This is a genomic window from Psychrobacter sp. H8-1 (genome assembly GCF_904846575.1).
Classification (GTDB): Bacteria; Pseudomonadota; Gammaproteobacteria; order Pseudomonadales; family Moraxellaceae; genus Psychrobacter; species Psychrobacter fulvigenes.
Map to the genome: position 1 here is coordinate 2,967,204 of NZ_CAJHBG010000001.1, position 14,820 is coordinate 2,982,023.

Below are 14,820 nucleotides of genomic sequence, written 5' to 3' on the forward strand. Positions count from 1 at the left end.
AAAAGCAAAAAGCTTGTATCGACGGTTGCCGATACAAGCTCAGAGGCTTATAGGTCTAGTAAGAGCATCGCTGGATCTTCGACCAGTTCTTTGATAGTGACCAAGAACTGAACAGCTTCTTTACCATCGATCATACGGTGGTCATAAGACAGTGCCAGATACATCATAGGTAGGATTTCGACTCGACCATTGACCGCCATTGGACGATCGTTGATAGCGTGCATACCCAAGATAGCCGTTTGTGGTGGGTTCAAAATCGGCGTAGACATGAGTGAACCAAAGACACCACCGTTAGAGATAGTAAAGGTACCACCAGTCATCTCGTCCAGACCAAGCTTACCGTCTTGTGCTTTGCCGCCAAGCTCACGGATTTTGCTCTCGACATCCGCCATGCTCATGCGATCTGTATCACGTAATACAGGAACTACCAAGCCGCGATCTGAAGAAACAGCCACACCGATGTCATAGAAACCATGATAAACGATGTCATCACCGTCTAGTGAAGCGTTTACTGCTGGGAAGCGTTTGAGTGCTTCAGTGGCTGCTTTTACGAATAACGACATAAAGCCTAAACGTACGCCATGACGCTTTTCAAACTGCTCTTTATACTTCGCACGCATGTCCATCAGCGGCTTCATATTGACTTCGTTAAACGTCGTTAGCATTGCCGTATCTTGTGACGCTGACAACAAACGATTGGCGACTGTCTTACGTAGACGCGTCATTGGTACGCGCTTTTCAGTACGCTCACCAACTGACTCTGCGACTGGGCGACCACTGTCCGACTTGATAGAGCTGTCAGCTTTGAGGGTTGGGCTAGCCATATCAGTCTTGGTTACGCGACCACCACGGCCAGTGCCTTCGACGTTCTTTGGATCAACGCCAGACTCTTTTGCCGCTTTGCGTACTGCTGGGCTTTGATCTTTATGATCGGCTTCTGCAGCGCTTGCGCCTTGCGTAGGCTCGCCGCCATCAGCAGCTTGCTTTGCTTGTACAGGAGCAGCAGGTTGATCTGGATCTACTGCAGGAGCATCATCGGTAGAACCGCTGGCGCCCGCTTCAAACTCTGCAATCAAATCAGCAGACTCAACAGTGTCGTCGACTTGCTTAACAATCTTAGTCACTACACCATCATCAGGTGCAACCACTTCTAATACAACTTTATCAGTTTCGATTTCAGCCAAAAGGTCGTCACGGTTAACTTGTTGGCCTTCAGTGACATGCCATTCAACGATCGTGCCATCGGCAACCGATTCTGGAAAAACGGGGGCTTTAATTTCAGCCATCGATATACTCCTTAGATATGAATATTACTATTTATTATTGAGTCGTGATGAGCAGTCAGTATTTTGGAAGACGGCTCATAAATAATAATGCATATTTATGAGCCATTTACCTATGACAGCTTATTATTGATGATTTAATAATTGCTGACTGTTAATAATATCTGACTGCCACCGCCTGATTGATATACGTTATAGGGATCGATCTTTTCTTTATACTGCTGCTCTGTTTTTTAGCGCTACTTTGCCAGCTCATCGACACTGACGCCTAGACTTTCGGCAACCAATGTTTGTTGCTGCTGAGCATGCAATTTCGGTGAACCAGTGGCTGGTGCCGCACTTGGTGGGCGCGCTACTGGCTCCATCACCTTCGCTCTAGTCGGATGCGGTACCACAATACGGAACATATGCGGCGCTAAATAGTACCAAGCACCTTGGTTAAGCGGCTCTTCTTGTGCCCAGACGATTTCTTTAAGATTGCTGTATTTTTCAATTTCAGCAATCAAACGCTCTTCTGGTAATGGATAAAGCTGCTCAATACGAACAATAGCAATATGTTCTATGCCCAAGGCACGGCGCTGCTCAAGTAGGTCATAATAGACCTTTCCACCACACAGTAATAAACGGGTGATCTTGTCTGCATCATGCTGATCGATCTCTGGCAGTACTGTCTCAAACTTACCCTCTGCTAACTCTTCTAGAGAGGATGTCGCAAGCTTATGACGTAACAGGCTCTTAGGTGACATCACTACCAATGGCACACGGCTTGGACGTATCGCTTGACGACGTAGCACATGGAATATCTGTGCAGGCGTCGTCGGAGTGATCACTTGCATGTTGTCTTCAGCACATAGCTGTAAGAAACGCTCCAGACGGGCTGAAGAATGCTCAGGGCCCTGACCTTCAAAGCCATGTGGCAATAGCATAGTCAAACCACAAACACGCTGCCACTTGGTTTCACCGCTTGAGATGAACTGGTCAATTACTACCTGTGCACCGTTGACGAAGTCACCAAACTGCGCTTCCCAAATAATCAACGCATTTGGAACAGTCGTTGCATAGCCATATTCAAACGCCAACACGGCTTCTTCTGACAACAATGAGTTGTAAGTGGCAAAGCGCGCCTGCTTTTCGCTGATATGAGACAGTGGCACATACATGCTGCCGTCATTCATATTGTATATTTCGCTATGGCGATGTGAGAATGTACCACGGCCGACATCTTCACCAGTAATACGAACCAATACTTCATCGTTATCGACCAAGCTGGCGTAAGCTAAAGTCTCAGCAGCACCCCAGTTCAGAGGCTCTTCGCCAGTCTGCATGGCCAAACGTTGTTCGACCAGTCTTTCTACTTGGCGCTGAAGCTTATAGCCTTCTGGCATCTGCGCCATACGGCGACCATAGCCTTTTAGCTTTTCGATATCGACACCAGTGTCCCAGTCATCTATCAAGTCATGACCGATATAGGGTGTCCAGTCGACAAACAGTGCCTCATCAGGATCACTCACCAAAGAGTTCACCACATAATCACCACGGTCTAGCGACTCACGGTATTGATCTTCGTATTTTTTGGCATCTTCTTCAGTGATGACGCCTTTATCAATAAGCTGCTGTGCATAAATAGCGCGGGTGGTTGGTAGCTTTTTGATCACTGCATACATCAGTGGTTGAGTCGCTGACGGCTCATCCGCTTCGTTATGGCCGTTACGGCGATAACAGAATAAGTCAATGACGATGTCTTTATCGAACTCATGACGGTAGTCAAGCGCTAACTGAGCAGCAAATATCACTGATTCAGGATCATCACCATTCACATGCAAGATAGGCGCATGTACCATTTTTGCGACATCAGTACAGTATTCTGTCGAGCGCAAATCTTCTTGACGGCTGGTGGTGAAACCAACTTGGTTATTGATGACGATGTGTAGCGTACCACCTGTGGTATAACCACGGGTTTGTGACATCTGAAAGGTCTCTTGCACCACGCCTTGGCCTGCAAATGCAGCATCACCATGTACAACGATGGGCAATACTGAATTACCATCTTTGTCGCTACGGCCAGGTTGGTCATTACGACGAACTTGACGCGCGCGTACTGAACCTTGTAGTACAGGTGCAACGATCTCAAGATGCGATGGGTTAAAGGCCAGTGCTAAATGCGCCTCACCACCTGGCGTCATCACGTTAGAGGAGAAGCCACTGTGATACTTGACGTCACCTGAGCCTTTCTCTGGCTGTACTTTACCATCGAACTCATCAAACAAATCGGCAGGGTTTTTACCTAAGATATTCACCAGTACGTTTAAGCGTCCACGGTGCGCCATACCGATCATCATCTCTTTGGTGCCATAATTTCCGGCACGCTGGATGATCTCGTTGACCGCAGGGATGAAGCTTTCGCCGCCTTCAAGGCCGAAACGTTTGACACCCGTATATTTACGTGCCAAGTATTTTTCCAGACCTTCAGCAGCCGTTAAGCGCTCAAGTATAGACAAGCGTTTTTCTTTATCGAACTCGATATGACCAAGGTTGCTCTCAAGATACTTCTCCATCCAGCGTTTTTCGACACTGGTGGTCACGTGCATATACTCTACACCAATATAACGGCAGTAGACACGCTCCATGATTTCGATGATTTCGCGCAGCGGTGCTTCACTCTTACCGATGTTCAAATCACTGGTAGGGTAAATATTATCTAAGTCCGCTTCTGACAGTCCATGATACTCTAGCGTCAGATCCACTACTTCGGGACGTGGATGCAACCCTAATGGATCAAGCTGAGCACGGCGATGACCACGGCGACGGTAAGCTGAGATCAGCTGCTGTACGCCCATTTGCTTAGGATCAGCGCAATCGGCTGCACTGCTACCAGCTTCAGTGTTGACTTTGTTGGCTGTTTGATTGCGTGCAAGCAGTAAGAACTGATCTTTGATCTCATTGTGCTTAGCATCATTAGGAGATTGGTATTGTTCGAAGTAACTTTGCCAATCAGCATCGACGCTATCTGGATCACTGAGATACTGCTCATAAAGGGATTCGATATAGTGGGCGTTATCAGCCGCAAGTTCAGTATGCGCTGCGCCAGATCTTTCTTTAGTTATACTATTCATAATAATCGTCTATTTGATAGATAAATGAATGGAATCGTGCTTATTGTTGTGTAATCTATTTTATGCTAAGCGGACAGGCTATGTCACATGAGTCGGTTGCATGAGCGACTGTCAACACCGATGAATGCCTCAATCTTAATTATTTGTGAACGGACAGTTTTGTTTGTATGCTCGTCTCAAAAAATTAAATTATATATACTGACAGTAGCTATAACCAATTGGTTCCTATCGAAATACTTAATCAATGCTAGTTATTAATCAATGTCACTTAATCAATAGGTCACATGACGTTCAGCTATTTTCTGCTGTTTTTTACGCCTAACATACATTGCTATCTAGGGTAACATGCCTAAATTACCTGATATAGTTTGTTTCTTCAATACTAGGTATTTACCTAATAAATACTCATTATCATCTTTATTTCTCATAGCTACTTACACGGTTATTTACATGGCTACTTATTCGACGACCTCTAAATAAACTTTCAGGCAATCGAACAGGCATATGATAACATTTTTACATACGTATTTTTATTACTACTTAGTAGTTACTGATACAGTTTTGTGAAAGTTTATAGCCAGTAAGCTCAAATTTATAATCCGTTACTGCATATATATGAGCGGTCGTCGCTATTAACAAGTGCCTTAGTTTAATAAACCTTATTCATTACATGATGACAGTCATTATCACAAAAAAACACCGCCTGATGAGCAGACGGTGTTTTATCAACATATTAAGGGTCTATCTATTAAAGCTAGCTACTAGCTTAACCTGCTTGATCGATTAGCAGGTTACGTAGATGGCCAATCGCTCGGGTCGGGTTCAGACCTTTTGGACAAACCGAGACACAGTTCATGATACCGCGGCAACGGAAGAGACTGAATGGATCATCTAAACGCGCCAAACGTGCTTGTGCATCCGTATCACGGCTATCTGCCACAAAACGATAAGCATGTAGCAACGCTGAAGGGCCTAAGAACTTATCAGGATTCCACCAGAACGATGGGCAACTGGTCGAGCAACAAGCGCATAGGATACACTCGTATAGACCGTTCAGTTTTTCACGTTGCTCAGGTGACTGCAAACGCTCTGTTGGCGGTGCTGGCTGATCATTGATCAAGAACGGATGTACTTTTTCATACTGCTCGTAGAACTGGTTCATATCAACGACCAGATCGCGCACAACAGGTAGACCTGGCAGCGGACGCACAGTGACTTTTTCTGGCAGCGTGTTCATGTTGATCAAACATGCCAGGCCGTTTTTGCCGTTGATGTTGACACCATCAGAGCCACAGATGCCTTCACGGCAAGAGCGTCTAAAGGTGATGGTTTCGTCTTGCTTTTTTAAGCGCAATAAAACGTCAAGCAACATACGATCTGACTCTAAAAGCTCAACCGTAAATGTTTGCATGTAAGGGGCTGCGTCCTTGTCAGGATCGTAGCGGTATATCTCGATGGTGCGAGTACCTCGACTCATAGTGCTAACTCCACGCGGTGTAAGGCTATGCTATTCAAAAGTCTTAACTCTTTATGATAATGAATAACGGGCCTTACAAAATCAAAAATTAAATTCGAAAACCGTTCATTAAACTACATAAACCTGTTTAACGAGACGATTAGTAAACACGCACTTTTGGCTCAACGTAATCCACAGTTAGCGGTACCTTACGAACTGGCTTGTAGATAATTTTGTTATCTTCAGCATACCAGATAGTGTGCTTCATCCATTCGTTGTCGTTACGACCGTTTGGTGCAACTGGATCATCTTCTGGACGCTCATAATCAAGTACCGTATGTGCACCACGGCACTCATGACGACTCGCTGCTGATATCATCGTTGCTTTTGCAACTTCGTAGAGGTTAGCCACTTCTAGCGCTTCAATACGAGCTGTGTTGAACACTTGCGACTTATCACCAAGATGAATCTTGTCAACTTTTTCGCCCAATGCAAGAATCTTTGCGACACCCTCATCCATCGACGCTTGTGTACGGAATACACTGGCGTGTGTCTGCATGGTTGCACGAATCTCGTCAGCGACGTCTTGTGCGTTATAGCCATCAGTTGATTCTTGTAGCTTATTCAAACGACTCAAGGTGTAATCTAATACACGTGGATCGATTGGCTTATAAGCGTTGTCCGCATGATAGTAATCTTCAACGATATGCTTACCTGCTGCACGGCCAAAGACTACCAAGTCAAGCAGTGAGTTGGTGCCTAGACGGTTGGCACCATGTACACTCACACAAGCACACTCGCCAATAGCGTATAAACCTTTTACGAGTGTGCCTTCGGTATATAGACCGTCTTCGTCTACTGGGCCTTCAAGATTTGGCACAATCACTTGACCGTTAATCGTCGTTGGGATACCGCCCATCATATAGTGAATGGTTGGAATCACAGGAATAGGCTCTTTGGTGATATCGACGTTGGCGAAGTTTTTACCAATCTCAAAAACAGATGGCAGACGCTTCATGATGGTGTCTACACCTAAGTGCGTCATGTCCATAACAATGTGGTCAGCGTTCGGACCACAGCCGCGGCCCTCTTTGATCTCTTGGTCCATAGAACGAGAGACCAAGTCACGTGGTGCTAAGTCTTTAACCGTTGGGGCATAACGCTCCATAAAGGCTTCGCCATCTTTGTTACGTAAGATCGCGCCTTCACCGCGGCACCCTTCAGTCAATAGGACACCGGCACCATGCACACCCGTTGGGTGGAATTGCCAGAATTCCATATCCTGCAAAGGCACACCAGCACGAACTGCCATACCAAGACCGTCACCCGTATTGATATAGGCGTTGGTAGAGGCGGTAAAGATACGACCTGCTCCGCCAGTCGCTATGACCGTGGCTGGCGCTTGAAATACTGCAACGGTACCTGTTTCTTGCTCAATAGCGATGACGCCATTGATATTGCCGTCTTCATCTTTGATCAAATCCAGCGCAATCCACTCAATAAAGAACTCAGCACCCAGCTTTAAGTTTCTTTGATAGAGCGTATGCAATAGTGCGTGACCTGTACGGTCAGCAGCAGCACAAGCACGTTGTACAGCTTTTTCGCCATAGTTTGAGGTATGACCGCCAAATGGACGCTGATAAATCGTGCCATCTTCGTTACGGTCAAAAGGCATGCCCATATGCTCAAGCTCATACACCACTTTTGGTGCTTCACGGCACATATACTCAATGGCATCTTGGTCGCCCAACCAGTCTGACCCTTTGACAGTGTCATAAAAGTGGAAGTGCCAGTTGTCATTACTCATGTTACCAAGGCTAGCACCGATACCACCTTGAGCGGCGACTGTATGCGAGCGCGTTGGGAATACTTTTGTGATTACCGCAACCTTCATGCCTGACTCGGCCAGTTGTAGGGAGGCACGCATACCTGACCCACCACCGCCAACGATGACAGCGTCATAGTTGAGGGTTTTGATGTTGCTAATGGTATTATCTTGTCTTGTTGCCATTACAATTTTCCTAATGCCTGTTAATGCTTGGGAAGTAATACAAAGATTGGATGACAGTCTAATTGGAGCAGAAAAAGGCATTGTATTGTATAGATACCTAATCACTCCTACTGGACTTTATTTATTCAATCTTCAGCCACTTACTAAAATGTGTATAGCCATCATTTTTTAACAGTGAATTAAACAGTTAAACGGCAACGACACCTAAGCCATTACCCCAAAAAATCATGATGCCCCAAAATAGATATACTAAAATTGCGATAATCATAACAGCTTGTAGCACAAGGCGCTGCCCAGAAGATTGGATATAGTCGGTCAATACCGTCCACATCCCTACCCAAGCGTGAGCTGCCAATGCAATGATTGCCACCAAGCTTAGTAAGCGCATCGGTAGGCTCGTAATGAAACCAACCCACTGCTCGTAAGTCAAATCACCGTTGAATACAAAAAAACCTACCATGACAACGGAATATACCGCCAATACGACGGCACTAATACGCTGCATTACCCAATCGCGCGAGCCTGAGCCAGTAAGACCTGTCGCGCTCTTAATTCCTGTATCATTTTTAATCATTAGAACATCACCCATATAAATGACAGCACGATCAATATAGCGGCAATAACAAAGCTCACAATTGACGCTGTTTTACCTGACTGAAGATCCTCGTTGAAGCCCATATCCGCAAATAAGTGCTTAACACCCATCACGAAATGGTATGCGGTTGCTGCGACAAAAACCCATGCAACAAAACGCACAAGCACATTATCAAAGACAGCGACAAAATCTTGAGGAGAAGATAAAGAGGTTTGTAAAAGCCACAGCATTACCGGAATCAATAAGAAAAGAACAATTCCTGAGATACGATGTAAAATCGAGGCTCTGGCTATCGGCGAACTATTAACGCTAATCACTTGGCTCAAAGGCAAGTTAATGGGTCGGTTGCTTTTCACAGCGGGCATCCTTTTTGCGGTTATACTCCTGTATCTGCCATGGGGATTCAATGAAACTAAATAACATTGAGTGCCTATAGCACCACACGAGACGAATAAAGTAAGGAAGAGCTAGCTGACTTCGCTAAGGTCCTACTACATATCACTATGAGTTTCAACAATCACTGATACATACTATAATCACTGATACATACTATGTTTACTTACTTTCCAGCTCACTGAGCTCACTTACTTTTTGACAGTCAACAATAGGTGTTGCCTCATCATATAATCATAATGAATCTAGTCATTGTAAGTGGTGAAGTAAGTCAATAATCATGCTTTGGCTGCAACAGCCAACGGTATTATCGTTGATTGCTGAGTATTGTTATCTGGTCTATTTCTAATTGGTCTTTGAAAAAGACATAACTATACTCTAAAACCAATGCTTATCTAAAAATAGATCAAATAACAACAACATTCAAGTCATAAACTATTGTTTAGCTTCTGATTTATGAGCTAACCATCGACCAGCGACTAAAAAATAGCAGCAAATCTGATGCTTAGTAGAGTGTCTTTTGCTAAGTAATTATTGGATATAGCGAAATTAGTGTCAGTCAAATTTTTCTAATTATAAAATGACTGGCCGATAATTACAAATTTATCCCCTAAATAGTGAATATCAGAGTTATTCTCACAAAAAGCCAGATATGCGTAATATGTTTGCTAGAATGTTGCGCATACCTGATCTATTATAAACTCGACTAAGTTTTCCTGTTAGTCATGCACCGTCTGTTTCTGCCAAGCTAAATAGAAAACCTATTCATAGCCTGTTGATAAAAAGAGTCATATTTTATCATAATAGACCGCTTTTTTTAGCGAGTCCAAGAATGAGTGTTTTATAACAAATTGGCAAATAGACATATTTTGATACAAATATTACTGCGGACAAATGCCTTTAAACCATATATCTTGGCTCTCTCACTATGAAAAGTCTTTTCAAATCGCGCTTAATTACTGGTAACATAGCTGAATTACCAAATTAGTTCATTCGTGTTTTTTCATTTGTACTATCAACGATACGAAATTAACGATACGAAGGTTTGTATCGTTAGCACTTTTACTCTAACAAGCTAAAACCAACGGAGAGGAAATTATGGCTGATAACAATGCCACACTAACAGTAGATGGTAAGGATTACCAACTCCCTATTACTAAAGGAACTCTAGGACGCCCAGTTATTGATGTTGCTGCCTTACAAGAGTCTGGTTACTGGTCTTACGATCCTGGCTTTAAAGTAACTGCCCCTGTCGAGTCAAAAATCACCTTTATTGACGGTGGTAAAGGCGAGCTACTGCATCGCGGCTACCCTATCGATCAATTAGCAAACAATGCTGAATATTTAGAAGTGGCTTATGCCCTCATCCACGGCGACCTGCCTAATAGCGAACAAAAAGCAGACTTCTTTGAAAAAATTCGTAAACACACTGGTGTTCATGATCAGCTGCGTAAGTTCTTTGAAGGCTTCCGCCGTGACGCACACCCGATGGCCATTATGGTCGGTGTCGTCGGTGCTCTATCAGCGTTTTATCATGAAGACTTAGATATCAGTAATGAAGAGCATCGTGAGATCACAGCTATTCGTCTGATTGCCAAAATGCCAACACTGGCTGCGATGAGTTATAAATACTCACAGGGCGAGCCGTTCATGTATCCACGCAATGACTTTAGCTATGCTGAAAACTTCTTGTACATGATGTTTGCTACCCCTGGTGACGTTGACTATAAAGTAAACCCTGTTGTTGCAAGAGCAATGGACAAAATCTTTACTTTGCATGCGGATCATGAGCAAAACGCTTCAACGTCTACGGTACGTCTGGCTGGCTCTACTGGCGCAAACCCATACGCTTGTATCGCTGCTGGTATTGCTGCGTTATGGGGCCCATCACATGGTGGTGCCAACGAAGCAGTACTTGAGATGTTAGATGAGATCGGTACTGTTGAAAACGTTCCTGCATTTATGGAAAAAGTGAAAAGCCGTGAAGTGAAACTCATGGGCTTTGGTCACCGTGTCTATAAGAACTTCGACCCACGCGCTCAAGTGCTTAAACAGGCCTCTGATGAAGTATTAGAAGCGCTAGGTATCGATGATCCTAAGCTTGAATTAGCGATGGAGCTCGAAAAAATTGCTTTAGAAGATCCGTTCTTCATCGAGCGTAATTTGTATCCAAACGTTGACTTCTACTCTGGTATTATTCTAAAAGCCATCGGCATTCCAACGTCAATGTTTACTGTGATTTTCTCATTGGCTCGTACCTCTGGTTGGATCAGTCATTGGTTAGAGATGCACAGCGCACCGTTCAAAATCGGTCGCCCACGTCAGTTATATACTGGTGAAGTAAAGCGCGATTTTGTCAAAACTGAAGATCGTAAGTAATTTTGAGCAGATACTAGATATTGAAACAACAAAAATCCCGCCAGTGTGCGGGATTTTTTTATGGAAGATTTATGGAAGAGAAACTTACTCTCGAACTATAGTTAGTTAAGACACTTTAAAAATGATGTAGTGCTGTTGGTATAAATTTTCCTTGCTTGCTGTGTGACTTCGCCACTCCAGAGGCTGCGCAAAATTCATCCCAACAGCACATGGCAAAATCTATTCGCTTTATTTAGGGTCGACTATATCTTTAACACTCTTTTAGTCCTGAAACTCTTGTAGCAGACGTTCATATTTGGCGATCTGCGCATCATAATCTTTGATGGTGTCATTAAACTTTGCCATCAAAGTTTCAAACTCTTGCTGCTGTGTCAGCTTCATTTGCTGCATATCTAATGCTTGCTGCGCTTCTATTTGCTTCCAAACTTGATGCTGTACGATAATCCGAGCCAGTGCTGGGCTTTTTACGCTCAGCCGCTCCGCAATCTCCGTATGTTCGAACAATTGCGGCAACAAGGTTGCGATATTAAGCAAAGTATCTATGTCTTGAGCGCTAAGCGCAGTATTTGCTGGCTGATACAGTGCCTGTGTTGCTTGCTGATAGCGTTCTATGATTTGCGCTTCCGTCAGTACCTCGGGCTCTCTTGGCTCAAGGCTGATGCGCTTTAGCACTTCTAAGTCTCGTTCACCAACCTCAGTGCTGGTATTTATTTCTGTCCCTACAGCGCCTTCTTGAGTAGCTGTATCGGCACCAACAGTAACATTGGTCGATTCAGCGGTGTTAAGTGCCGCTGTGTCATTGGTTTGGCTATCGGTATCAGTGGACTCGGTGCCAGTCGTCGTTTCAGGTGATACAGTCGTTAGTAAGCCATTGTCACTGTCAGGACTATCTGCCGCTTGTAATGACTCATACTCTGCCTGTAATCGTCGCTGTAGCCCTTGCATCTGCACGACGTATGATGGTTGGAATTGCTCGATACGCGCTGCTGCAGAATCGCTGATTGCCACAGGCTTGGAGGCTTCAACATCGGCTTGGGTACTGGGTTGACTATCTGCATCAGAGGCTGATGGTTCTGACGGCTGCTGACAACCCGTCAGCAATAACGCTCCTGCAAGTGTTGCAGCTAACAGACTAGGGATACGCCGTGTCTGAGTAGTCAGCTCAGTAGCGTCATCCTTACGCATAGTGCTTTTCTGACTGTTGGCATCAGACTTTGAGGTTAAACGAGTAAACATCACGGCACCACTCCTTTGTTATAAGCCCAAATAGCAGCTCTTATTTATTATTAATTGATGTGGTTATTATAAGCACTGATAGTAAATACCTGTTTTAGCATAGCGTGTCTTAAGCGCAAGCTGAATATCAAACTGTGAACGAACCGTCAGTGCGATTCGTTAGAGTAGTTGTAAAAGGTAGTTGTAAAAAGGTAGCTTTAAAGAGATACCTTTAACTTATGGTAATAGTATCAACTTATGATAGTAGGATTCTCAGCCGGCGATGCTAGAAATGGAATGCAAGTTTCAAATGCCCGACAGTCCTGGCCGAAATGGCGATGTACAAAGTAATCCTCTACCATCCGTGCTTGCTGCTCAATACCGTACTTAAAAAACGACTGCCCTATTGCTAAATCATAATCATAACGCCGATTGATAAGCGCTCCGCGCACCACCTTTAAGCCTTGCTGCAGTTGCCAGACATGGGTCAGCTCATGTATTAGCCAACGTTGTTTGCTGATTGAGACTTTACTAAAATCCTCTATCCAATCTGCTCTATGAAAATAGATATTGCCATTCGGGCTAACTGCATAGTTTTTTAGTACCCACCAAGCAGTTTTTAGCTGCACAGTATCGAGATCAATGTTGTCTCCAAAGACTGAACGTGCCAGCGCAACCTCACCTGTGCTAAGGTACCGCGATAGCTGCTTATCATGGCTTGATAAATGCCATTTTCGGCTCAATAACTGCTTTATGGTCTGACGTATCATTGTTAATAAGTATCTCCGTCGTTAAGATTGCATGGCAAATGCAGAATAGCTGCCTAACTGCGATGCAAGTAATCGGCTTACTTGTTTATAAGGCATTGATACCATAACCTATTGATTATCATAGTCTATAAATAAGGCTAGCCACCACAAAATAAAAGCATCTAAGACATAAGCTGTACATTTATATGACTGGCATTAACATGGAACTGCGCTAGCCTCACTTATATTGCAGCAACGCTTCGTTAAAAAACAGAGAACTTTATGCCCCCCAACTTTCATACCGATACCCCACTGGCGCAGCGTATGCGTCCGACTTCTCTTGATGCCATCATCGGTCAAGCACATCTGTTGGCTGAAGGTGCACCGCTGCGGCGCTTGGTTGAGCAAAATCATCTGCCATCTATCATCTTGCATGGTGAAGCAGGTATCGGTAAAACCACCATCGCCATGCTATTAGCTGGTGCCGTGGGGCGGCCGTTTCATGCTTTGTCAGCGCTCAATACAGGCGTCAAACAACTACGTGAAGTCTTGGACAGTAAAGACGGTTTGAGCTTTGAATCGCCAGTGGTGTTTATCGATGAGATTCACCGCTTTAATAAAGCCCAGCAAGATGCTCTTTTAGGAGCCGTCGAATCTGGTGATATTACCTTGATTGGCGCGACCACTGAAAACCCATCTTTCAGTGTCAATAATGCTCTACTGTCACGTTGCCAAGTGTACCGTTTAGAGCCGCTTACCTCGGAACAGATTGCTACCGTACTCCATCGCGCGATTACTGAAGATAGCGTACTTCAGCAACTGTCTATCAACTTGCAAGCGCAAGATTTTATCAGTCAATTGGCTCATGGAGATGCCCGTAAAGCGCTCAACCTATTAGAGCTGGCGGTACAGACTGCCGATCCAAAGCAATCACCTATCATGATTGATGATGAATTGGTCGGACGAGTGGCTCAAACGGCGCTGGTACGCTACGACAAAAACGGTGAGCAGCATTATGATATCGTCTCCGCTATGATCAAATCCGTACGCGGCTCAGACCCTGATGCGGCGCTATATTGGATGGCGCGAATGTTGGTTGGCGGCGAGCCTGCAGACTTTATCGCACGGCGCTTAGTGATTTTGGCCAGTGAGGATATTGGCAATGCCAACCCCAATGCACTCCTGCTCGCTGATGCGGCGCTGCGCAGCGTCCAGTCGATAGGGATGCCTGAAGCACGTATTATCTTAGGTCAGGTCGTGGTTTATCTGGCGACCAGCGCTAAAAGTAATAGCACCTATCAAGCAATCAATGCGGCGATGGCTTTGGCAGAAAAAGACGCTTCCCCTGTTCCTCTACATCTGCGTAACGGTGTCACCAAACTGATGCGTGACCAAGGCTATGGCCAAGGTTATGCTTATCCACATAACTATCCCAATCATTATTATCCGCAGAGCTACTTGCCTGATAATCTAGTGGGCACTCGTTTTTATGAATTTGCAGACAATCAGCGTGAGCAGCACAGTAAACAGTTTATGGATTGGTTAAAATCTCAAGCGGCGGGCAATGAATAAAAAGTGTCCTCTAGGCCGCGTCCTCATCAGATATATAGTCAGTCCTATATAAAA

At 44.6% G+C, this 14,820-nt stretch carries 10 protein-coding genes; 2 read left to right on the forward strand and 8 right to left on the reverse strand.

Annotated elements, in window-relative coordinates; genetic code table 11:
• Nucleotides 1–47 precede the first annotated feature (47 nt).
• The 6 genes from odhB to sdhC form a co-directional block, all read right to left on the reverse strand.
• The gene (gene odhB / locus JMY01_RS12295) at nucleotides 48–1,286 is read right to left on the reverse strand and encodes a 2-oxoglutarate dehydrogenase complex dihydrolipoyllysine-residue succinyltransferase (protein WP_201576210.1); all 1,239 of its coding nucleotides are present in this window, start codon (nucleotides 1,284–1,286) and stop codon (nucleotides 48–50) included.
• A gap of 236 nt (nucleotides 1,287–1,522) precedes the next feature.
• Complete coding sequence (locus tag JMY01_RS12300; RefSeq protein WP_201576214.1) at nucleotides 1,523–4,396, reverse strand: 2-oxoglutarate dehydrogenase E1 component; 2,874 nt, start codon at nucleotides 4,394–4,396, stop codon at nucleotides 1,523–1,525.
• 766 nt (nucleotides 4,397–5,162) lie between these two features.
• Entirely contained in the window at nucleotides 5,163–5,873 is a 711-nt protein-coding gene (locus tag JMY01_RS12305; protein WP_201576217.1) for a succinate dehydrogenase iron-sulfur subunit, read from the reverse strand.
• A gap of 139 nt (nucleotides 5,874–6,012) precedes the next feature.
• Nucleotides 6,013–7,863 carry a succinate dehydrogenase flavoprotein subunit gene (gene sdhA, locus JMY01_RS12310; RefSeq protein WP_201576220.1) on the reverse strand — a complete coding sequence of 617 codons (1,851 nt, stop codon included), beginning with the start codon at nucleotides 7,861–7,863 and terminating at the stop codon, nucleotides 6,013–6,015.
• Between the two features lie 187 nt (nucleotides 7,864–8,050).
• Nucleotides 8,051–8,416, reverse strand: a complete 366-nt coding sequence (sdhD, locus tag JMY01_RS12315; RefSeq protein WP_227678044.1) for a succinate dehydrogenase, hydrophobic membrane anchor protein — start codon at nucleotides 8,414–8,416, stop codon at nucleotides 8,051–8,053.
• Nucleotides 8,417–8,436: 20 nt separating this feature from the next.
• On the reverse strand, nucleotides 8,437–8,823 hold the full coding sequence (sdhC, locus tag JMY01_RS12320; protein WP_201576222.1) for a succinate dehydrogenase, cytochrome b556 subunit: 387 nt from the start codon (nucleotides 8,821–8,823) through the stop codon (nucleotides 8,437–8,439).
• Between the two features lie 1,126 nt (nucleotides 8,824–9,949).
• On the opposite strand from sdhC, the gene gltA reads away from it, so the two are divergent.
• Nucleotides 9,950–11,230 (forward strand): citrate synthase, encoded by a 1,281-nt coding sequence (gene gltA / locus JMY01_RS12325; protein WP_201576224.1) that lies wholly within the window; start codon nucleotides 9,950–9,952, stop codon nucleotides 11,228–11,230.
• A 261-nt stretch (nucleotides 11,231–11,491) separates the two neighbouring features.
• Here gltA and JMY01_RS12330 read toward each other — a convergent pair whose 3' ends face one another.
• Entirely contained in the window at nucleotides 11,492–12,466 is a 975-nt protein-coding gene (locus tag JMY01_RS12330) for a hypothetical protein (RefSeq protein ID WP_227678045.1), read from the reverse strand.
• Between the two features lie 230 nt (nucleotides 12,467–12,696).
• Entirely contained in the window at nucleotides 12,697–13,215 is a 519-nt protein-coding gene (locus JMY01_RS12335; protein WP_201576229.1) for a type IV secretion protein Rhs, read from the reverse strand.
• 261 nt (nucleotides 13,216–13,476) lie between these two features.
• Between JMY01_RS12335 and JMY01_RS12340 the strand changes: the two genes are divergently transcribed.
• Entirely contained in the window at nucleotides 13,477–14,766 is a 1,290-nt protein-coding gene (locus JMY01_RS12340; RefSeq protein WP_201576232.1) for a replication-associated recombination protein A, read from the forward strand.
• Nucleotides 14,767–14,820: the final 54 nt, after the last annotated feature.

What these genes read in the sequence shown, in the direction of transcription:
- odhB (WP_201576210.1), bottom strand. Translation starts at nt 1,286, where the DNA reads ATGGCTGAAATTAAAGCCCCCGTTTTTCCAGAATCGGTTGCCGATGGC.
- JMY01_RS12300 (WP_201576214.1), bottom strand. Translation starts at nt 4,396, where the DNA reads ATGAATAGTATAACTAAAGAAAGATCTGGCGCAGCGCATACTGAACTT.
- JMY01_RS12305 (WP_201576217.1), bottom strand. Translation starts at nt 5,873, where the DNA reads ATGAGTCGAGGTACTCGCACCATCGAGATATACCGCTACGATCCTGAC.
- sdhA (WP_201576220.1), bottom strand. Translation starts at nt 7,863, where the DNA reads ATGGCAACAAGACAAGATAATACCATTAGCAACATCAAAACCCTCAAC.
- sdhC (WP_201576222.1), bottom strand. Translation starts at nt 8,823, where the DNA reads ATGCCCGCTGTGAAAAGCAACCGACCCATTAACTTGCCTTTGAGCCAA.
- gltA (WP_201576224.1), top strand. Translation starts at nt 9,950, where the DNA reads ATGGCTGATAACAATGCCACACTAACAGTAGATGGTAAGGATTACCAA.
- JMY01_RS12330 (WP_227678045.1), bottom strand. Translation starts at nt 12,466, where the DNA reads ATGTTTACTCGTTTAACCTCAAAGTCTGATGCCAACAGTCAGAAAAGC.
- JMY01_RS12335 (WP_201576229.1), bottom strand. Translation starts at nt 13,215, where the DNA reads ATGATACGTCAGACCATAAAGCAGTTATTGAGCCGAAAATGGCATTTA.
- JMY01_RS12340 (WP_201576232.1), top strand. Translation starts at nt 13,477, where the DNA reads ATGCCCCCCAACTTTCATACCGATACCCCACTGGCGCAGCGTATGCGT.